This window comes from Bacillus sp. EU55 (assembly GCF_038005925.1).
Lineage (GTDB): Bacteria > Bacillota > Bacilli > Bacillales > Bacillaceae > Bacillus > Bacillus velezensis.
In genome coordinates this window covers 1,126,839-1,146,945 of record NZ_JBBOUE010000001.1, presented here as the reverse complement: position 1 = coordinate 1,146,945, position 20,107 = coordinate 1,126,839, and the positions used below count along the sequence as shown (strand labels likewise).

Sequence of the window (20,107 nt, the reverse complement as noted above, 5' to 3'; positions counted from 1 at the left end):
CTGGTCGGTTTTAAACGAACCGAGCCCCGCTTTGCCGGGACAACGATATGAATGAGGCGGAAAGGATCTGTGTGAAGTGACAAATACAAAAGGCGGTGCCGGAAAGAGCGAAAAGACGAAGAACAGGCTCGTATCCGCTTCGCGTGACTTATTTGCAAAAAAAGGATATTCAGAAACATCGATTCGGGATATTTTAGAGGCGGCCGAAATCAGTAAAGGCAATCTATATCACCATTTTAAAGGAAAAGAGTTTCTGTTTCTTCATATCATGGAAGAGGATCACCGCGTGATGATCGAGACGTGGAGGGAAATGGAAGCTGATCTGAAAGATGCTGCCGAAAAACTGGCGGGCTTTGCGGAGCTGCTCAGCCGGATGAGCATTAATTACCCGCTTATGAGAGCAAGTGAAGAGTTTTATGCGAGTGCGTTTACGTCAGAGGAGGTCGTAAAGCGGCTCAACAAAATTGATATTGAATATGACGATGTGATGAGGGAGATCTTAGAAGAGGGAAATCAAGACGGCAGCTGGTCCATTCATCATGTCGAATCAAAAGTGAAAATCCTGCTATCCGTCTTCTACGGTTTAGATGTGCTATATAAAAACGATACCATTCAGCAAAGAATCGAATTGCAAAAAGAAGCCATCTCCGCGTTTATTCACGGGTCGATCAGCGCTGATAAACAGAATGACAGCTGACAAAGGAGAAATAACATGCAAAAACCGATCAGAGAACAAAAGGCTGTACTCATCATCTTATTAAGCAACATATTTATTGCGTTTTTAGGCATCGGATTGATCATTCCCGTTATGCCGCTGTTTATGAATGTGATGCACTTGACGGGCAGCACAATGGGATACCTTGTCGCTGCCTTCGCCGTCGCGCAATTAATTGCATCCCCCATTGCGGGGAGATGGGTTGACCGCTTCGGCAGAAAAATCATGATTCTCGCCGGACTGTTTTTGTTCGCATTATCCGAACTGACCTTCGGATTGGGCACACATGTCTCCATTTTATATTTCGCAAGGGTGCTGGGGGGCATCAGTGCCGCTTTTATCATGCCCGCTGTTACAGCGTATGTCGCAGATATTACGACGGTGCAGGAAAGATCGAAGGCGATGGGCTATGTATCTGCCGCCATCAGCACAGGGTTTATCATCGGGCCCGGCATAGGAGGATTTATTGCCGATCACGGCGTTCGAATGCCGTTTTTCTTTGCGGCGGGAATTGCATTTATCGCAGTGATTTCCTCTGTCTTTATGCTGAAAGAGCCGTTAACTAAAGAAGAACGCGCAAAGCAGATGGAAAGCGTCAAAGAATCAACCTTCTTAAAAGATTTGAAAAAGTCGATTCATCCAAGCTACTTGATCGCCTTTATCATCGTCTTTGTTTTGGCATTCGGGCTGTCGGCGTACGAAACGGTATTCAGCTTATTTACAAACCATAAATTCGGCTTCACTCCAAAGGATATCGCCATTATTATTACGTTCAGCTCCATTGTGGCGGTCCTCATTCAAGTGCTCGCATTCGGCAGACTTGTCAACTTCCTCGGGGAGAAAAAAGTCATTCAGCTTTGTCTGATCATCGGCGCTGTGCTGGCTTTCGTTTCTACGGTGATGTCAGGGTTTTTACCCGTGCTCGCTGTCACCTGCATCATTTTCCTTGCGTTTGATTTACTGCGCCCGGCACTGACAACTTATCTATCGAAAATCGCAGGAAATCAGCAGGGGTTTGTTGCCGGTATGAACTCAACATACACGAGTTTGGGCACCATTTTCGGCCCGGCTCTGGGCGGTATTTTATTTGATATGAATATTCACTTCCCGTTTCTGTTCGCAGGTGTGGTTTTATTTCTCGGTCTGGGATTGACCCTTGTGTGGAAAGGAAAAGCGGGCGAGGTTTCGGAGTAGGGTGCACTCACCCATCTCCGGAGCTTTTTTGCGTTTTCGATAAGAAAAATGAATGGATTATGAGAAATAATTCATTATTTATTTATCTCAAAATCTATACTATAGTAATAGTAAGGTTAACGAGCTTAACAATTTAATATGAATGTTTCAGGAAGAAGGGTTTTCATTGAAGAAAGACAAACATCTCCTTACGGATATCTGGTTTATTCTCATCAGTGCGGCAGGGGGGTTTCTTCTTTCGCTTACAGGAATGTCGATCGCCTGGATGCTCGGAACGCTGGCCGCCGGCTGCATCCTCTCCATGACGAGGCCCCGCTGGCTGTTCATGGCGGCTGACAGAAGAGGGATTAACCGCAGATGGCTTGCGGCGGGACAAATGATTCTCGGCATCGAACTCGGCCAAAAACTGAACCTGTCCGTTCTTTCAGTTTTACGGGATCATTGGCTGCCGGTTGGCTTCATGCTGATTTTCTCTATCGCGATGGCGCTTGTTTCCGGATATGTGCTCTTTCGGTTCAGCCGGACGGACATGATGACAAGCTTTGTAGGAACGGCGCCGGGCGGTTTATCCGCCATGCCCGGTATCGCCCAGGAAGTCGGCGCAAATACCGCGATTGTAAGTCTCATTCAGCTGACACGCGTCCTTTTGGTTGTCATGACAATACCGTTTCTCGTCATTTTCTTATTTACCAAACAAAACGGTACGGCTCAGACATCAGCCGGAGCCGTTTCAGCAGGAGCTTCACATCCGGGCCTTATTCCCGTCTTGTTAACGGCCGGATTTATTTTGGCTGCCTGGCTTGCAAGTAAGGCCGCAAAACGGCTGAAATTTCCCGCTCCTTGGCTGCTCGGCAGCATGATCGGCGTTGCTGCCGCGGAAATCGGCGTGTCGGCTTTAGCGGGAAAAGACATGCTGGCCTGGTGGCCGCCGGAAGCGAACCAGCTGTCACAAATTTTTCTCGGCGCCACAATCGGTTCGAAAATGTACAAAAGCATGTTCACCGGCGTGTCCAGAGTGCTTACGATCGGATTTATTTCCTCCGTCGGATTAATCGCCGCAATGATCCTTAGTGCGGTTGCCGTTTCTAAATTAACGGGCATCTCCATGATTACATCCGTTCTCGCCTTCTCTCCCGGCGGAATCGCCGAGATGGCGGCGACTTCGATCACGCTGCATGAGGACTCGACTTTCGTCGTCGCGGTTCAGGTCATCAGGATCGTTCTCGTCATCGCCATGCTTCCGCCCTTCTATCGCCTGCTGCACCACCTTTCTCAGCTGAAAAAGGCGCACGGCGATAGAGGCCGGGCAGAAAGAGGAACATGAGCCGAATAAAAAGTGGCTGGGACAAAACTAGCTTCAAATAATGAGAAAGGTGAATTTGGGGGTACTCAAATTCATCTTTCTTTATTTTTATGTATAAATTCTTCTATTACCTTAGAAGTTGGCAGTGAATTTTCTTAAATTCACTGCCATTAATGCGAGACCCATTTCGTTTGCTACCTTCGATTTTCCTCGTACAGAAAATCGAGTGAAACGCAAATTAGCCTTCAAGAATCCAAAAACTGGTTCCACATCGGTTTTACGTTTTCGATAGATGGCACTCGTTTTCTCTTCTGAAAGCTTCGCTCTCACATATTCTTTTTGCTGTTCCCATTTTTTGTTCACCATTAGTTTTCGATTGTTTCCTTCTTTTGCCTTGGTACATGATGAACGGAATGGGCATCCTGAACAGTCTTCGCACTCGTAGACTTTGAAACTCCTTTGGAAACCTGTAGCGTCCGTTCGGACAGAATGATATTGAAATTCTAAACGTTTCTGATTAGGGCACGTATATGTATCGGTTTCTTGATCATATACCCAGTTATCAGGATTAAATGTATTTTGTTTGTACTTTTTCTTTTGTTCCTTCAAAAACATGTTATATGTTATCAGTGCTTCTCGGTTTCTGTTTGAGAGAATATCACTAAAGTTTTGTTCACTACCATAACCTGCATCTGCAACTATATGTTTCGGTAACTCGAAATAATGTTGCTCGATCTCATCTAAAAATGGAATTAACGTACGTGTATCTGTTGGGTTTGGAAATAGACTATAAGCAAGCGCATATTGACCTTCCGTTGCGATTTGTACATTGTAACCAGCTTTCAATTGCCCGTTTTTCATATAATCATCTTTCATTCGCATAAATGTCGCATCTAGATCTGTTTTAGAATAGCTATTACGTGGTCCAAAGATTTTAAGATCCTGTTGGTACTTCCGTTTTCTTAGGATAAAATCAATCAACTGTTTACGCACTTGTTTCGGGTATTTTCGTTCCCTTCGTAAGGCTTTTCGTTCCGTAACGTCTGAAGATGCTTCTATTTGTTTATCATATTCGGTCACTACTTCGTCTACTTTTTGAACCATTTGAGTGAGCTCTCCAAATGATAGCTGTTCATCACTTTCCCGTTCCATTTGGGGTATGATTTCGTTCTCAAGCAACTCATTGTACAACTGGTTTGACTTATCAATTAAACGCTGATGAAATTTCTCAATCGCTTTCTTCCAGACAAACGTAAATTTATTCGCATTCGCTTCAATCTTTGTACCATCGATAAATATCGCTTCTTGATCGATCAGTTTTTCTTCAATCAATTGGCAGCGAAATTGGATGAAACATTGACGGATTAAATCTTTCACTACTGGTTGAACACGAAATCGGTTAATTGTACGGTAGCTTGGTTCATACCCTTGAGCTAACCACATCATACGGATACTGTCTTTTAATAGGGCCTCTATTTTACGCCCTGAAAAGACAGATTGAGTGTAGGCACATAGAATAATTTTAAGCATCATGCGTGGATGATAGGCAGGACAACCTTCATTTCGAAGAAATGGTTCAAACGCTTCTTGAGGGATACTTTCCACTAAATGATGGACATGGTAGGCAATATCATTATTTTGTAACTTTACTTCTAAATCTAAAGGCAAAACGATTTGATTCATGGTATAATCTTTAAACATAAGGACACTTCTTTCTGATTAGATTTTGTATGGTAACTTAATTTTATCAGAAGTTGTCCTTATTTTTTATTGTAAAATAATCAAAAACGGTGAAAGTTTACTCGTCGTAAAATTTCACCGTTTTTTTCGTCTTAGAGGTGGGTTTTGTCCCAGCCCCTTTTTTATTTCAACAGCTGCCCGACGCCATTTACAGAGCGCCAGTTTGCTGAAAGATCACGGAACAGCCGTTCAGCAAATAACAGTTCTTCATCTGTATAGCGGTCCAAAAATGCCAAGAACCGCTTTTTTATCATTTCGTGGTATTCGTGATGAAGGGAATGCAGCTCTTTTCCGGCAGGAGTCAGCCGGAAATAGACTTCTTTTTTATTGTCGCTCAGCCGGGTTCTGCGCAGAAAGCCGGCTTCCAAAAACTTCGCGCAGCTTCTCGACACGGTCGGTTTTGTCGTCTTCATTTTTTCTGCTATTGATGTGACATTGATCGGTTCATGATCTCCGATACAAGATAAAATGTGTATTTCCGTCAAGGTCAGCTGAAGTTTTTTGCCGTTTTCTTCTCGGAGTTCGTCCATCCGTCCGGCCAACGACGCCCTGATGTCCTCCTGACACCTCTCCTGCTCGTGGAAAATGTCTGTCAGCCCTTCAAGAATCATGTGTTTTGCATGGTCTGGCTGTCTTCTGTCCAACTGCGGGTCACCCCTTCCGTATGAATTGTTTCTTTTACTATAACGTTTTGTTACGGAAGAAACAATCACACAGGCGCATAAAAGGGTATCAGATAAGTCCCCATCTCTCCAAACCGGCCAGTACGGCTTCTTCCGCTTCACGTCCCGAGCCGCCGGCCGCCCAAGCCGCGTGGCCGTCCGGCCGGATCAAAACAGAATAGACGTCACCCCAGCCGGCACGTGTTTCAGAAAGCGCCGCCCTGACAGTCGCCACGCTGTCCGTATCAATATCGGCAGGAATGCTTCCTCTTAATGATAGCAGCACAAAGCCGCCTTTGTGAAGAAAATCATACAGCCGGGCCGCCCGGCCGTCATGAAGAATCAGCTCTATATCGGGCAGCCGTTTTCCGTTCAGGATATGCGGCGGCAGCTCCGGGTCCGGTTCATAATGCAGATCAAGCGCAGATACTTTTCCCGCCAATAAACGGTTGGCCTCCTGAAAATCGAGCAAAGCGGTCATCGTATCTCTTAATGCCATCCCTGACTCGGTAAAATCCATGAGCTTGATCTGAGTTTTTATATTGTGCATAACTTCTTTTCCCGCGCTGTGCCTTTCCTGATGATAGCTGTCCAGAAGATGAGGCGCCGCTTTCCCCTTCATTTGCGCCCCCAGCTTCCAGCCGAGGTTGAAGGCATCCTGAAGTCCCGTGTTCAGCCCTTGGCCGCCTGCGGGAAAATGAATATGCGCCGCATCACCGGCCACAAAAACCCGGCCTGAGCGGTATTGTTCGGCCTGACGCTCGGCATTGCCGAACCTTGACGTCCACACCGGATCACTCAATCCGAAATCAGTGCCGCATATCTGCCGCAGGTCTTCTTTCAGCTCTTTTTCTGTGACCGGCTCTTCTTTCCGCTTTTGCGGAGCGTGCGGAGAAACGATCAGGACGCGGAAAAGCCCGTCCGTAAGAGGGACAATGACAACCGATCCCGCCAGACGGCACGTTGAAAAAAAGGCAGATTCAGGCGGAGTTTTCAAAACGGCATCACAGAGGGTTCCTATTAAGTCGGCATCAGTGCCCGAAAAAGCGATACCCGCCTGTTTCCGGACAATGCTCCCCGCTCCGTCTGTACCCGCGGCATATAAGCTGCGCAGGGTGCGGATACCGCTTTCATCCCGGAACACCGTCTCCACTCCGTCATCCGTCTGGGTAACGGACACCGCTTCCGCTCCGCGGATGATATCTGCGCCTAAACTTGATGCATATTCTTCCAAAAGCCGCTCCGTATCTGCCTGAGGCAGCATTAACGAATAATTCTGCTTAGAATCCAGCCGGGAAAAATCCAGCCGTGTATCCAGCATCGAAAAATGGCCGGATGACACCTTCGTCCCTTTATCCAAAAAGCGTTCCAATATGCCTCTCATGGAAAAAAGCTCCAGTGTGCGCGGATGCATAATAAGCGCCTTGGAATAGGGCACCGTCTTCTTCAATCGTTCAATGACAGTCGTTTTCACTCCGGCCAGTGCCAGTTCTGATGCAAGCATAAGCCCGACCGGACCTCCCCCGATAATGGCAGCCTGTGTTTCCATCTCATCAGCCCTCTTTCATATTTTTTGTTACAAACGCAACAAAATCACTAAAAATAAAACGCCTGATTTTTGTTTCATGCGTAACAATTCTCATTATAGTCTTCCCTCTGCTTTTTGACAATCATTTCCGAAAAAAAGACGCCGTTCACTTGGCGTCTGATTCACTGATCACCCCGACGATGTCTTTATCCTTAATCGGTCCGAAATGACGGCTGTCGAGGCTGTATATGCGATTGTCGCCAATAACGAAATATTGTCCTTTCGGTATGCTTTTGCGCCCGGTCGTTTCCTTCAATGTATAATCACCGGTCACATGGCTGCCTGCGGACAATGATGACTTTAACGGTTTTAAAAACGGTTCTGAAACCCGTTTTCCATTCACATACAGCTGGTCTTCCCTGTAAGCGATCGACTCGCCCGGGAGCCCGATGACACGTTTGATCAGTACTTTGTGGTGCGGGCCTTTAAACAGCACAATATCGAAACGGCGGATCGTTTTGTAACGATGGGAAAACTTGTTGACTATCAGCTCATTTCCTTGTTTAAAGGTCGGATTCATGCTGATTCCTTCGACTTTGTAATCAATAAAAATGGCATTTTTTAATTGTATGGCCAAAACAACGATAAGCACGCCGGCTATAAACCAAAATCGTTTTTTCAAGATTCCTGTCTCCCTCCGTCTTTCTCATGCTGACTGATCCTCGTCTGTAAACGCCGTTCGATATGCTTTCCTGCATACCACAGCACCGCGATCACCGTTAAGGCGCCCGCCATCCTGAAAGGCTGTGTAAAGAGCGCGTGAAGGTCATACCCGATAAAGCTGATCATAAAGATCATGACCATTTTCCCCATAGCGGCGGCTGATACAAACTGCAGCGCCCCCACACGTGACAGGCCGGCAACGATATGAACCGCAGCGGACGGCGTAAAGGGGAAGCAAAGTAAAATAAACAGCGGACCGAAACCGTGCCGCTCAACCCACAGCATCATCCGCCTTATGGTCTGATGCCTGCGGATGAAACCGAAAGCTCTTTTCTGTCCGAAACGGCGGACGGCATAAAACATAAGCAGTGATCCTGCCGCAGATCCGAGCCACGACAGAAAAAAACCTTCCCACAGCCCAAATGCATTCGTATTCGCCACCACAAATACAACAAGCGGCAAAAACGGAAGAAACGCTTCAATAAAAGGCAGTAAAACCGCAGCCGCCGGGCCGAAAGCTCTATAGCTTCGGAACCATTCCGTCAGCTGTTCCTCAGTGAAATATGATAAAAATTGCTCCAACGTTTATACTCCTTAACGAGTTTGTCTATCCTTATTCTACACATTATCTCCAAAAAACGAAAATGTTTACGAGATTTTCCGACTTGAAATATCGTGTAAGTGAGTATAAAATAAGAACAAATGTTCTCTTTTAAGAAAGAAGGAGTATTTATGCCTGACATCCGGAGCGGCACCCGCGACCTCATCGAAAAAGGGCTGTTTCTGCCCATGGCGGCCGCCATTCTGAATCGGGATTTCGAAGCGCTTGATTCGTGCCCGTTCAAATTAAAACAACCCTATAAACAGCTTATCAGCTGCTCTTTAAAATTAGCACAAAAGGATTTGAGTGATGTTCGAAAAGAGTTAAGAAAGCGTAAAATCAAAATATACGAAGCCCAAAGAGATGAAGCATTTACGCTTTATATATGCACCATTAACGGCTATGAAGAAAAACACCGTTATTTCAACCCGAGAATACGGGAACAGGTAACCGCCTTAGTGGAATATTACCTGTCTCTTGCGACCATTTAAAAAGCAGCCGGGACTGCTTTTCCTTTTCAGTCGATAAATTTCAGACTATTCACACTATACATTCGACATGATTTTCTTTATAATCGGGACACGCTGTTTTCAATGAAAAGGAGGAATGTTATGAAACTGATTCATGTTCTCGCCGCCCTGCCCTTTTTCGGAATTCTCGCCGGCATTCCATTTGCCAACCGGGTGACGCCTTATGTTTTCGGAATGCCTTTCATTCTTGCGTATGTCGTCATCTGGGCGGTGCTGACTTCCATTCTGATGGCCGCCGTTTACAAATTGGACAAAGAAAACAAGGCGGGTGAGGCGGAATGAACGCAGCATTTCCCGTAATGGCCGCCGTGCTCCTGTTTTGTGTATATCTCGGAATCCGGGCCCGAAAAGGAAAACATATGGACCTTGAACAATGGACGGTGGGCGGACGCGGCTTCGGCACGATGTTTGTCTTTTTATTAATGGCGGGAGAAATATACACGACCTTTACATTCCTCGGCGGAAGCGGATGGGCTTACGGAAAAGGAGGCCCCGCCTTTTATATTATCGCGTACGGCTGCCTTGCCTACATTTTGTCATATTGGCTTCTGCCAGCCGTGTGGACTTACGCCAAACAACACAAACTGATGTCGCAATCAGATTTTTTTATTTCAAAATACAACAGCCCGCTCCTCGGCATTCTCGTATCGCTCGTCGGCATCGCATCCCTCATCCCCTATCTCGTCCTGCAGCTGAAAGGGCTCGGATTAATTGTTTCAGCAACGTCATACGGACAGATTCCGCCCTCAGCCGCTGTCTGGATCGGCGCTGTCTCCATCACGATTTATGTGATGATATCAGGAATCCACGGTTCAGCGTGGATATCAGTCGTTAAAGATATCATGATTTTAGGCATCGTCCTGTATTTAGGCATTTATCTGCCCATTCATTACTATGGCGGATTTACGGAGATGTTCAAACAAATTGACGCCGCAAAACCCGGTTTTCTCACGCTGCCGGAAACCGGACAGAGCGTTTCCTGGTTCAGCTCAACGGTTTTGCTGACCGCCCTCGGCTTTTATATGTGGCCCCATACATTTGCCGCTTCCTATTCGGCGGAGCATCCGCGGGTGTTTCGGAAAAACGCAATCATCATGCCTCTTTATCAGCTCGTCCTGCTGTTTGTCATCTTTACCGGATTTGCGGCGATTCTGCAGGTGCCCGGTTTAAAAGGGGCGGACACGGATCTCGCCTTATTAAAGCTGTCTGTGAAAACCTTTGATCCCTGGTTTGTCGGACTGATCGGATCGGCGGGCATTCTGACGGCGCTTGTACCCGGTTCAATGATATTAATGGCCTCAAGCACGCTGTTCGCCAAAAATGTGTACAAAGCCATTCTGCCCGGCACGACTGACGAAAAAGTCTCACGGCTCGCAAAATACGCCGTACCCGTCATCGCGCTGATATCCGTATATTTTACGCTGAAAGGCGGAAATACCATCGTCACCTTGCTTTTAATGGGCTACAGCCTTGTCATCCAGCTTTTCCCCGCCCTCTTATTCAGCCTGCCGAAGCGGCGTTTCATCACAAGCCACGGCGCTTTTGCCGGCATAACGGCCGGGGTCGGAACGGTGGCCTTCATTACGCTGACCGAATCAACCATCGGAACCCTCTTTCCGTTTCTTCCGCAGATCGTTAAGGATATGAATACAGGCATCATCGCACTGGTTCTGAACATCGCCGTCATGTTTGCAGTCAGCGCCGCAGTCAGAAAAAAACAAATCGGCGCAGCCGAAAAGGCGGCTTAAATGGTAAGATAGCGGTAAGATACACGAAAGGGGAAAAACGCATGATCATGACAACGACCGAAACCGTCGCCGGAAAACAGATTACGGAAGTGAAAGGCTTGGTGACAAGCAGTATCGTCCAGTCCAGACACATCGGCAAAGACTTGCTTGCAGGCTTAAAATCTGTCGTCGGCGGCGAATTGAAAAGCTATACTGAAATGCTGGAAGACTCCAAAAAAGCGGTGAAAGAGCGGCTGATCAGAGAGGCGGAGCAGCTCGGAGCGAACGCCATCGTCGGCCTGCGGTTCGAACTGACCGCAGGACAGAACACATCCGAATTAATCGGATACGGAACCGCCGTCACCGCCGAATCCATTTAAAAAAGGGGCTGGGACAAAACCCACCTCTAAGACGAAAAAAACGGTGAAATTTTACGACGAGTAAACTTTCACCGTTTTTGATTATTTTACAATAAAAAATAAGGACAACTTCTGATAAAATTAAGTTACCATACAAAATCTAATCAGAAAGAAGTGTCCTTATGTTTAAAGATTATACCATGAATCAAATCGTTTTGCCTTTAGATTTAGAAGTAAAGTTACAAAATAATGATATTGCCTACCATGTCCATCATTTAGTGGAAAGTATCCCTCAAGAAGCGTTTGAACCATTTCTTCGAAATGAAGGTTGTCCTGCCTATCATCCACGCATGATGCTTAAAATTATTCTATGTGCCTACACTCAATCTGTCTTTTCAGGGCGTAAAATAGAGGCCCTATTAAAAGACAGTATCCGTATGATGTGGTTAGCTCAAGGGTATGAACCAAGCTACCGTACAATTAACCGATTTCGTGTTCAACCAGTAGTGAAAGATTTAATCCGTCAATGTTTCATCCAATTTCGCTGCCAATTGATTGAAGAAAAACTGATCGATCAAGAAGCGATATTTATCGATGGTACAAAGATTGAAGCGAATGCGAATAAATTTACGTTTGTCTGGAAGAAAGCGATTGAGAAATTTCATCAGCGTTTAATTGATAAGTCAAACCAGTTGTACAATGAGTTGCTTGAGAACGAAATCATACCCCAAATGGAACGGGAAAGTGATGAACAGCTATCATTTGGAGAGCTCACTCAAATGGTTCAAAAAGTAGACGAAGTAGTGACCGAATATGATAAACAAATAGAAGCATCTTCAGACGTTACGGAACGAAAAGCCTTACGAAGGGAACGAAAATACCCGAAACAAGTGCGTAAACAGTTGATTGATTTTATCCTAAGAAAACGGAAGTACCAACAGGATCTTAAAATCTTTGGACCACGTAATAGCTATTCTAAAACAGATCTAGATGCGACATTTATGCGAATGAAAGATGATTATATGAAAAACGGGCAATTGAAAGCTGGTTACAATGTACAAATCGCAACGGAAGGTCAATATGCGCTTGCTTATAGTCTATTTCCAAACCCAACAGATACACGTACGTTAATTCCATTTTTAGATGAGATCGAGCAACATTATTTCGAGTTACCGAAACATATAGTTGCAGATGCAGGTTATGGTAGTGAACAAAACTTTAGTGATATTCTCTCAAACAGAAACCGAGAAGCACTGATAACATATAACATGTTTTTGAAGGAACAAAAGAAAAAGTACAAACAAAATACATTTAATCCTGATAACTGGGTATATGATCAAGAAACCGATACATATACGTGCCCTAATCAGAAACGTTTAGAATTTCAATATCATTCTGTCCGAACGGACGCTACAGGTTTCCAAAGGAGTTTCAAAGTCTACGAGTGCGAAGACTGTTCAGGATGCCCATTCCGTTCATCATGTACCAAGGCAAAAGAAGGAAACAATCGAAAACTAATGGTGAACAAAAAATGGGAACAGCAAAAAGAATATGTGAGAGCGAAGCTTTCAGAAGAGAAAACGAGTGCCATCTATCGAAAACGTAAAACCGATGTGGAACCAGTTTTTGGATTCTTGAAGGCTAATTTGCGTTTCACTCGATTTTCTGTACGAGGAAAATCGAAGGTAGCAAACGAAATGGGTCTCGCATTAATGGCAGTGAATTTAAGAAAATTCACTGCCAACTTCTAAGGTAATAGAAGAATTTATACATAAAAATAAAGAAAGATGAATTTGAGTACCCCCAAATTCACCTTTCTCATTATTTGAAGCTAGTTTTGTCCCAGCCACTTTTTTATTTCTCACATGCGATATAGTCTTTATCTCGGTCAAGTCTTTTATTTGCATTGTAAAGCGCTTTTGATACATACGGCTTGTACTTTGTTCTGCCGCCCTTGTTTTTCACTTTCGACGATTTGGCCACGCCGCCCTTATACACCTTATTCAGCGCCTTGCAGTTTTGATACGTTTTCACCTTTGTTTTCGCTTCTGCCGTCTGCCCCGCTCCGTATGAACATCCGAACACAAGACCGAAAGACAAAAGCACAGCTGCCGTCTTTTTCATCTCTATCCTATCCCCTCTCCTGAGTTATGCGGTATTGCTGAACATATCAAAGTCAAATAATCTCCATTTACAAGATAAATAGGAAAATAGTTTTAATTTACGTCCGCCCGTATATCTTTTATGGAATTTTTCCCAAAACCTTTTATAATATGAATTGATAGCGCTATCTGACTATGATGATAGGAGGAGAAATGATGATGAAAAAAGGGCTTCTTGCGGGTGTTCTCACTTCAGCCGTTCTATTCGGCGCATGTACGGCGGATATTCCGGGGTTGATCAGTCCCAATACGGCGGAAGCGGCGTCTCAGCTCAGCAAAGGAATCGGCGGAAGGGCCTACCTGAACAGCACGGGCTCAGTTCTCGTCACGAAAATTCAGCTTCCAAGCTCGATTCAGGTGTCAAATGGGACAGCCTATATTTACTCAGGATTTACCGGAGGCACAGAAGCCGATATCGGACTTCAATACAGCGACACCTATCATGTATGGAAACCGATCATGAAAGTCGGTTCAAAGGGACAAGGCCAGGTCAAGTATCTGGAAGGAGAAAGCCAATTCACCTATACGAAAGGCTTCCGGCCCGGCAGCACCGTACAGCTGACCATTTACAAAAATCTGAACGGCAATACCCGCGCCACATATTGGGGCACGAATAATGACGGATACACCGGCCGCATCATCTCAGAACTCGCCCAAACAAATGTAGGCTCTGTCTCAAAATGGAAAGCGCTCGCCACCGTCGCGGTCACATCAGAGGATCAGCGCCCTTACATCAAATCAAACTTCTCAACAGCCTTTACGAACATCACGATCGACAATAAAGCAGTCACCCCTGTGATTGATACACAGGATTTTGCCAAATTGACAGTGTCAGGCAGCAGCGTCAGCATGTCTGTCGTCAAATAAAGAATTTTGAACGCACGATTTCTGTCATCGTGCGTTTCGTTATGTCAATACTGCCGCCGGGTGAAAAATTGGAAACGAGGCGGATTTTCATGTACACTTTATGTAAACCACAAAAATGATTGACGTTCAGTCATTATTCATACAGGAGCGAAATTTATGAACAGAGAAAAAAGGCTTGAATTAAAGAAAGTCAAACCGAAACATTTGCAGCAATTTAATCAGCTGCTCCGATATGTTTTCCAAGTCACGAACAGTAATCTGCATGAAGTGGGATGGAAGGAACCCGAAATCGCCTCCGCAAAACTCCCCGTTTTGGAACAAGCGCATGTATTGGGCTGGTTTGACAAAGACAAACTCGTTTCACAGGCGGCCGTTTATCCATTTCAAGTCCGGATTTTTAATAAAACGTTCGAAATGGGCGGTGTGACGGGGGTCGGAACATATCCCGAGTACGCCAATATGGGATTAATGGCGAAACTGTTATACAAAGCATTAGTTGACATGCGTGAGCGCGGTCAGTCCGTATCCTATTTGTTCCCCTACTCCATCCCTTACTACAGAAGAAAAGGCTGGGAAATTATCAGCGATAAAATGACGTTTGAGGTGAAAGACTTTCAGCTCCCGAAAATGAGCATCGTTTCCGGTGAAGTGGAACGCGTCGAGCCGGAACATGAGGTCATTAAAGAAGTATACAGCCGATTCGCGCATAAAAGCCATGCGGCCATGATCAGAAATGAACTGGCATGGGATGAATATTGGCGCTGGGATTTAGAAGAGCTTACGGCTGCCGTGTATTATGACCAATCCAGACAGGCGAACGGTTATGTTCTTTACTGGATTGCAGATGAAGTTTTTCATATTAAAGAAATGGTATATGTAAATGAAGAAGCGCGAAGAGGCCTGTGGAACTTTATTTCGGCTCATTTCTCCATGGTGACAAAAGTCGTCGGCGACAATTATTCTAATGAACCGATCGCCTTTCTGTTAGAAGATGCTGAAATTGAGGAAACGATTTCTCCTTACTTTATGGCCCGGATTGTCGATATTGAGCAATTTATCAATCAGTATCCCTTTAAACCGCAAAAAGAGAAGCGGACATGGTCTTTTACACTGGAAGATCCGCTGCTTGAATGGAATCAGGGCGTCTTTACAGCGGAGATTTCGCCTGAAGGAAAAGCCGTTTTAAGCCCGGGCGGCGATGCTGATGCGGCGAAACTGGATATTCAGACGATGACGGCATTATTATTTGCATACCGGAAACCAGAATACCTACACCGCACGGGCCGGCTCGAATGCAGCCCGGACACATTGGAATTCATTGAGGATTTGCTGGAAACGCAAACCCCTTATTTCTCGGATTACTTTTAATAAAAAAAACAGCCCTCCTCAGGGTTGTTTTTTTAACACTTCTTTCATTATTTCCGCCAAAATGCTGAGCAGTCCGCCTTATCCTGAATATTGAATTGAATCATGCGTTCAAGCAGCTCATAATGCACCGGTTCAGTCCATAGAATTCTGAACAAACGGGAAGTAGCGCTGTAGCCGGCATGGGCAATGTCGTCGGCAAAATGCGCAATTCCAGCTTCTTCGGGGGAAACACTTACATGATGCTTTGCCGCCGCAAAGCCGATAATAAAGGTGCCGTGATCGGTAAACATCGGCGTGTTCCACTTGATCTGCGCTTCTAAGTTCGGAAATTGGTCAGCCGTCCACGACAGGATTTCCTCCATTCGCAGACGATGATCAGGACTGTCGATACTTGATAAATAGTCTTTGAAAACGTCCATGTCTTCCTCCATCAACATCACGTCCGCTAGCGCCAAAACCCCGGATTTTCAGCTTTTTCCTTGATGTTAAATTCGATGATCTTCTTAAGCAGATCATAGTGCACCGGATCAGTCCATCGAATTCGGAACAGGCGCGAAGAAGCGCTGTACCCGGCTTGAGCGATGTCATCGGCAAAATGCTCCATCGTCTCTTTTTCAGGTAAAATGCTCAAATGATTTTTTGCCGCGGCAAACATAATGATATAGGTGCCGTGATCGGTAAATGTCGGTTTGTTCCACTTGATCTGCGCTTCTAAGTTCGGAAATTGGCCAGCCGTCCACGACAAAATTTCCTCTGCTTTGAGACGGTGATCCGGGTTATCGATTCCTGATACATATTTTGCAAACACATCCATGCCCATCTCTCCTAAAATGAAATATCATTACTCTTTACATCATCATAGCCAACAGACGGACACGATACAACTCTGGCCGGGCATGTAAATCGAAAAAAGCCCTCCCCAAAAGGAGAGGGCCCGTCCCTTCACATCACAGCTTTCTCTAATATCTCTCCCCCAGCTCCCGCAAAATAAAGTCGTAGATCATTCTTGTCCGCTCTTCTTTCGGATACAGCATGAATTCCTGCCGCTTCGGGATATGACTGCCCATCCTGTCCTGAAAAGTGGTTCTGAGATAGGCGGTTCTGTAAACCTGATTTTCAAAAGAATGATAGGATACTTCCAGTTCCATCGTTTTGCCGTTTGAGAACGTGACAGCTGTGTCATCAAATGCCGTCGGTTGAAAATCTTTAACGTGCACATGAGATATCCAGCCGCATTGAGGCCTTGCAGAAGAAAGTGTAGGGAATAAAAAGATGTGATTTGAAGGGTCCACCATAATCGGCGGCTTGTGAGAAATTTTAATCGCTTCATATGTTCCCGCTTTTCTCCCGGCATAGCTGGAGCCAAAGTAGCGGCAGCTTCTGTCGATGATGTGAATCGGCTTCATGCTGACATACAGAATGCAGTCTTTTTCAATGACCTTCGACCCCATTTTACCGTCTATTTCCTCAGGCAAAACAGCGATGGTTGAACGATTTACTTCGTAGCTTTCTAAGGGTGCGTGTGTTTTCTGGCACATAATGTGCAGCCTCCAATCCTTTTCTTGAAAATTTATACTAATAATCTATCATCTGTCATTGGAAAACGACAGGTTTTTTTTGAATATAGCTAAAAATCACCTTTTAAAGATGTAATTTAGTCTTAAATTACTATTTAAATATTGTTTTTCTTTTTCGTTTCACCTCATTTATACGATGATCATTTTCGTTTTTTCGTCAATTTGCAGGATATGTCGATATATTTCCAAGTATTAGTTGTCTAAAGATTATAAAAATTAATTGATTTTTCCGGCCGTTATCCATATACTATAAAAAAGGCATTGGGGGGATTCTTTATGAAAGAGAAAAAGTCGTACACTGAGCTCATGAAGTCCCGCAACACGCAAAAAGCAAACGAATTCGATGTGACAATGGCCGATATTTACATTCAAATGGTGCTTGATGAATCCTTGTATAAACGCCGGATCGCCATGCTGACAATGCAGATTAATAAGGCGCTTGATGATAAAAATAAAGAAGCGTTCCTCACGCTTTCAAAAGAATATGCCGCACTCAAACAGAGTGAATAAGCCAATCCATATGGATTGGCTTTTTTTACATTATCCGTTTACGATGGTGCCGCCGTTCACATGAATCGTCTGTCCCGTGACATAGGAAGAATCATCGCTTGCTAGGTACAAATAGCTCGGCGCCACTTCAACAGGCTCTCCCGGGCGCTGCATCGGCACATCTGAGCCGAAGACTTCCACTTCCTTCGCCGAGAAGCTCGCCGGGATCAGCGGCGTCCAGATCGGCCCCGGCGCCACTGCGTTTACCCTGATGCCCTGAGTGACAAGAGATTGGGAAAGAGATCTTGTAAACGTGACGATCGCCCCTTTTGTCGCTGAATAGTCAATCAATGTTTTATGGCCTTTATAGGCGGTAATGGAGGCCGTATTAATAATTGAACTTCCTTTTTTCAGGTGAGGGAGCGAGGCTTTCGTTAAGTAAAACATTGAAAAAATATTCGTCTGAAACGTTCTGATGAGCTGGTGGCTCGTGATTTTCTCAATCCCCGGCTGCACGTGCTGCTCCCCCGCGTTGTTGACCAGGATGTCAATGGAAGGAAAGGCTTGGCCCGCCTGGCGGATGACATCGTTGCAGAAGGCTTCGTCGCCGACATCCCCTGCGATCAGCAGACACTTCGCCCCCTCTTTTTCTACATATTGCTTCGTCTCTTCGGCATCCTGATGCTCATCAAAGTAAACGATGACCACATTAGCGCCTTCCTTCGCGAATAAAACGGATACGGCGCGGCCGATCCCGCTGTCTCCGCCCGTGATGATCGCCGTTTTCCCTTCAAGTTTTTTCGCCGCTTTCGGTTTGTCAAAAACGGGGCGCGGGTCCATTACATATTCAAAGCCCGGCTGCCGGTTTTGATGCTGCGGCGGCAAGGTTTTCTTCTTCTGATTAGCCATTTTGATCACTCCTTTACATTAATTACTATATTATGATTAATTTGAGCAACTTATACGAATTTCATGTATGAACAGAGTCTTATTGGAAAAATTAAGAATATACAACAGAGGAGGTAAATCTGAATTGACTACTTTTTCAAACGAGGAACCGGCTTCCTATTGGAAAGCGACAGCTGACATTCCTTCCTTTCCCGCCCTCACTGAAGATACGGAATGTGACGTTGCGGTTATCGGCGGAGGAATTACGGGCCTGACAACGGCATACGAACTGACGAAAAGAGGTTTCCGTGTCGCTGTCATTGAAGCAGACCGGATTTTAAACGGGACGACCGCTGGCACGACCGCAAAAATCACCGCCCAGCATGATTTCATCTATGCCGATCTTATTCAGCAGATCGGCCTGACCAGCGCAAGGCTGTATTTCGAAGCCCATCTCCGCGCCATGGAAGACATGAAGCAGATCATCAAGGACCTTTCGATTGACTGCAGACTGATTGAACAAGACGCATATCTTTACACGAATACAGAATCAGGCGTCAAAAAAATCCGCAGTGAGCAGGAAGCTTATACCAAGCTCGGTATTGAACATGAGCTTGTGAAAGAACTTCCCGTCCCCGTTGATTGCAGACTCGGCCTCGCGATGAAGAATCAGGCGCAATTCCATCCGCTTTTATATGGTGCGGCGCTCGTCAAAGAGATCGTTAAAAACGGGGCGCGGATTTTTGAACAGACGGCTGCGATCGACATAAAAAAAGAACCGCAGCCGGAAGTGGTCACGAAAAACAGACACGGCATCAAGTGCAGCTACATTGTCTGCTCTTCCCACTTTCCTTTTTATGACGGAGGCGGGCTTTATGCCGCCAGAATGTATGCCAGCAGGTCCTACGTACTCGCGGTAAAACCGAAACAAGCGTATCCGGACGGGATGTATCTCAGCATAGACAAGCCGTCCAGATCACTGCGATACACCGATTTGAACGGTGAAAAACTGGTGCTTGTCGGCGGTGAAAGCCACAAAACAGGCCAAGGAAAAGAAATGTCCGGGCATTACGAAGCGCTGAAACAATTTGCGGAAGACACAATCGGAGTTGAAAGCATCCCATATCATTGGTCTGCACAAGACCTTGTCACCATTGACAAAATTCCGTTCATCGGTCCCATCTCAGGCGATGAAGAACATATTTTGGCGGCGACCGGTTTTAAAAAATGGGGGATGACAAGCTCAGCGCTCGCCGCGAAGCTTTTGGCTGATCATATCCAAAACAAAAAGAACCCGTTTTCCGGCCTGTTTATTCCGTCACGCTTCCACGCAGATCCCGGACTGAAAAAACTGATTTCCTATAATGCCGACGTGGCCAAACACCTTATCTCGGGCAAACTTGAGAGGCCGGACGCTTCACCTGAGACTCTTCGGCCCGGGGAGGGAAAAATCGTAACGGTAAACGGCAAACGGGCAGGCGCCTATAAAGATGAAAAAGGCTGTCTGCATCTTGTCGATACGACATGCACCCATTTGGGCTGTGAGGTCGAATGGAATGACGGCGAACGGACGTGGGACTGTCCTTGTCACGGGTCCCGGTTCACACCTGACGGCGGGGTTGCCGAAGGTCCCGCCATCAAGCCGCTGAAGCGCCTCAGCCAAGATTGACTAAA

At 45.7% G+C, this 20,107-nt stretch carries 22 protein-coding genes; 12 read left to right on the top strand and 10 right to left on the bottom strand.

The window, feature by feature from the left end; translation table 11 throughout:
* Window positions 1-76 precede the first annotated feature (76 nt).
* From NYE50_RS06085 to NYE50_RS06075, 3 genes are all read left to right on the top strand, one after another.
* On the top strand, window positions 77-697 hold the full coding sequence (locus NYE50_RS06085) for a TetR/AcrR family transcriptional regulator (protein ID WP_017417412.1): 621 nt from the start codon (window positions 77-79) through the stop codon (window positions 695-697).
* Window positions 698-712: 15 nt separating this feature from the next.
* A complete protein-coding gene (locus NYE50_RS06080; RefSeq protein ID WP_159353989.1) occupies window positions 713-1,909 on the top strand; it encodes an MFS transporter in 1,197 nt (398 codons plus the stop codon).
* 166 nt (window positions 1,910-2,075) lie between these two features.
* Window positions 2,076-3,233, top strand: coding sequence for an AbrB family transcriptional regulator (locus NYE50_RS06075; RefSeq protein ID WP_016938296.1), 1,158 nt, complete (start codon window positions 2,076-2,078; stop codon window positions 3,231-3,233).
* A gap of 111 nt (window positions 3,234-3,344) precedes the next feature.
* On the opposite strand, the gene NYE50_RS06070 is transcribed toward NYE50_RS06075, so the two are convergent.
* The 5 genes from NYE50_RS06070 to NYE50_RS06050 form a co-directional block, all read right to left on the bottom strand.
* On the bottom strand, window positions 3,345-4,913 hold the full coding sequence (locus NYE50_RS06070) for an IS1182 family transposase (RefSeq protein WP_340762868.1): 1,569 nt from the start codon (window positions 4,911-4,913) through the stop codon (window positions 3,345-3,347).
* 161 nt (window positions 4,914-5,074) lie between these two features.
* Window positions 5,075-5,596: a MarR family transcriptional regulator gene (locus NYE50_RS06065; protein ID WP_016938297.1), complete on the bottom strand. Its 522-nt coding sequence runs from the start codon at window positions 5,594-5,596 to the stop codon at window positions 5,075-5,077.
* Window positions 5,597-5,684: 88 nt separating this feature from the next.
* Entirely contained in the window at window positions 5,685-7,163 is a 1,479-nt protein-coding gene (locus NYE50_RS06060; RefSeq protein WP_159353988.1) for a monooxygenase, read from the bottom strand.
* Window positions 7,164-7,308: 145 nt separating this feature from the next.
* A complete protein-coding gene (gene lepB / locus NYE50_RS06055) occupies window positions 7,309-7,824 on the bottom strand; it encodes a signal peptidase I (RefSeq protein ID WP_045925291.1) in 516 nt (171 codons plus the stop codon).
* The gene (locus NYE50_RS06050) at window positions 7,821-8,447 is read right to left on the bottom strand and encodes a TVP38/TMEM64 family protein (RefSeq protein WP_159353987.1); all 627 of its coding nucleotides are present in this window, start codon (window positions 8,445-8,447) and stop codon (window positions 7,821-7,823) included. Before NYE50_RS06050 ends, lepB begins: the two co-directional genes overlap by 4 nt.
* 150 nt (window positions 8,448-8,597) lie before the next feature.
* Between NYE50_RS06050 and NYE50_RS06045 the strand changes: the two genes are divergently transcribed.
* From NYE50_RS06045 to NYE50_RS06025, 5 genes are all read left to right on the top strand, one after another.
* Window positions 8,598-8,957 carry a hypothetical protein gene (locus tag NYE50_RS06045; protein WP_159353986.1) on the top strand — a complete coding sequence of 120 codons (360 nt, stop codon included), beginning with the start codon at window positions 8,598-8,600 and terminating at the stop codon, window positions 8,955-8,957.
* Between the two features lie 120 nt (window positions 8,958-9,077).
* Complete coding sequence (locus tag NYE50_RS06040; protein ID WP_110124622.1) at window positions 9,078-9,278, top strand: DUF3311 domain-containing protein; 201 nt, start codon at window positions 9,078-9,080, stop codon at window positions 9,276-9,278.
* On the top strand, window positions 9,275-10,744 hold the full coding sequence (locus NYE50_RS06035; protein ID WP_159353985.1) for a sodium:solute symporter family protein: 1,470 nt from the start codon (window positions 9,275-9,277) through the stop codon (window positions 10,742-10,744). Before NYE50_RS06040 ends, NYE50_RS06035 begins: the two co-directional genes overlap by 4 nt.
* Window positions 10,745-10,785: 41 nt before the next feature.
* A complete protein-coding gene (locus NYE50_RS06030) occupies window positions 10,786-11,103 on the top strand; it encodes a YbjQ family protein (protein ID WP_003155166.1) in 318 nt (105 codons plus the stop codon).
* A 161-nt stretch (window positions 11,104-11,264) separates the two neighbouring features.
* Window positions 11,265-12,833: an IS1182 family transposase gene (locus tag NYE50_RS06025; protein WP_340762868.1), complete on the top strand. Its 1,569-nt coding sequence runs from the start codon at window positions 11,265-11,267 to the stop codon at window positions 12,831-12,833.
* A 103-nt stretch (window positions 12,834-12,936) separates the two neighbouring features.
* Here the strand turns inward: NYE50_RS06025 and NYE50_RS06020 are convergent, their stop codons facing one another.
* The gene (locus NYE50_RS06020) at window positions 12,937-13,206 is read right to left on the bottom strand and encodes an excalibur calcium-binding domain-containing protein (RefSeq protein WP_003155168.1); all 270 of its coding nucleotides are present in this window, start codon (window positions 13,204-13,206) and stop codon (window positions 12,937-12,939) included.
* 194 nt (window positions 13,207-13,400) lie between these two features.
* On the opposite strand from NYE50_RS06020, the gene NYE50_RS06015 reads away from it, so the two are divergent.
* Entirely contained in the window at window positions 13,401-14,111 is a 711-nt protein-coding gene (locus NYE50_RS06015) for a YrpD family protein (RefSeq protein ID WP_151295556.1), read from the top strand.
* A 156-nt stretch (window positions 14,112-14,267) separates the two neighbouring features.
* Window positions 14,268-15,479 carry a GNAT family N-acetyltransferase gene (locus tag NYE50_RS06010; RefSeq protein ID WP_032866164.1) on the top strand — a complete coding sequence of 404 codons (1,212 nt, stop codon included), beginning with the start codon at window positions 14,268-14,270 and terminating at the stop codon, window positions 15,477-15,479.
* A gap of 47 nt (window positions 15,480-15,526) precedes the next feature.
* On the opposite strand, the gene NYE50_RS06005 is transcribed toward NYE50_RS06010, so the two are convergent.
* The 3 genes from NYE50_RS06005 to NYE50_RS05995 all read right to left on the bottom strand — a co-directional run bounded on the left by NYE50_RS06005 (window position 15,527) and on the right by NYE50_RS05995 (window position 17,017).
* Window positions 15,527-15,898, bottom strand: a complete 372-nt coding sequence (locus tag NYE50_RS06005; protein ID WP_032866165.1) for an iron chaperone — start codon at window positions 15,896-15,898, stop codon at window positions 15,527-15,529.
* A 26-nt stretch (window positions 15,899-15,924) separates the two neighbouring features.
* Window positions 15,925-16,293: an iron chaperone gene (locus NYE50_RS06000; RefSeq protein ID WP_012117235.1), complete on the bottom strand. Its 369-nt coding sequence runs from the start codon at window positions 16,291-16,293 to the stop codon at window positions 15,925-15,927.
* A gap of 145 nt (window positions 16,294-16,438) precedes the next feature.
* Window positions 16,439-17,017, bottom strand: coding sequence for a competence protein ComK (locus tag NYE50_RS05995; RefSeq protein WP_003155179.1), 579 nt, complete (start codon window positions 17,015-17,017; stop codon window positions 16,439-16,441).
* A 315-nt stretch (window positions 17,018-17,332) separates the two neighbouring features.
* Between NYE50_RS05995 and NYE50_RS05990 the strand changes: the two genes are divergently transcribed.
* The gene (locus NYE50_RS05990) at window positions 17,333-17,566 is read left to right on the top strand and encodes an IDEAL domain-containing protein (RefSeq protein WP_007610478.1); all 234 of its coding nucleotides are present in this window, start codon (window positions 17,333-17,335) and stop codon (window positions 17,564-17,566) included.
* Between the two features lie 30 nt (window positions 17,567-17,596).
* On the opposite strand, the gene NYE50_RS05985 is transcribed toward NYE50_RS05990, so the two are convergent.
* On the bottom strand, window positions 17,597-18,454 hold the full coding sequence (locus NYE50_RS05985; RefSeq protein WP_072177103.1) for an SDR family oxidoreductase: 858 nt from the start codon (window positions 18,452-18,454) through the stop codon (window positions 17,597-17,599).
* A 124-nt stretch (window positions 18,455-18,578) separates the two neighbouring features.
* On the opposite strand from NYE50_RS05985, the gene NYE50_RS05980 reads away from it, so the two are divergent.
* Window positions 18,579-20,102: an FAD-dependent oxidoreductase gene (locus NYE50_RS05980; protein WP_224988476.1), complete on the top strand. Its 1,524-nt coding sequence runs from the start codon at window positions 18,579-18,581 to the stop codon at window positions 20,100-20,102.
* The last annotated feature ends 5 nt before the right edge of the window (window positions 20,103-20,107 follow it).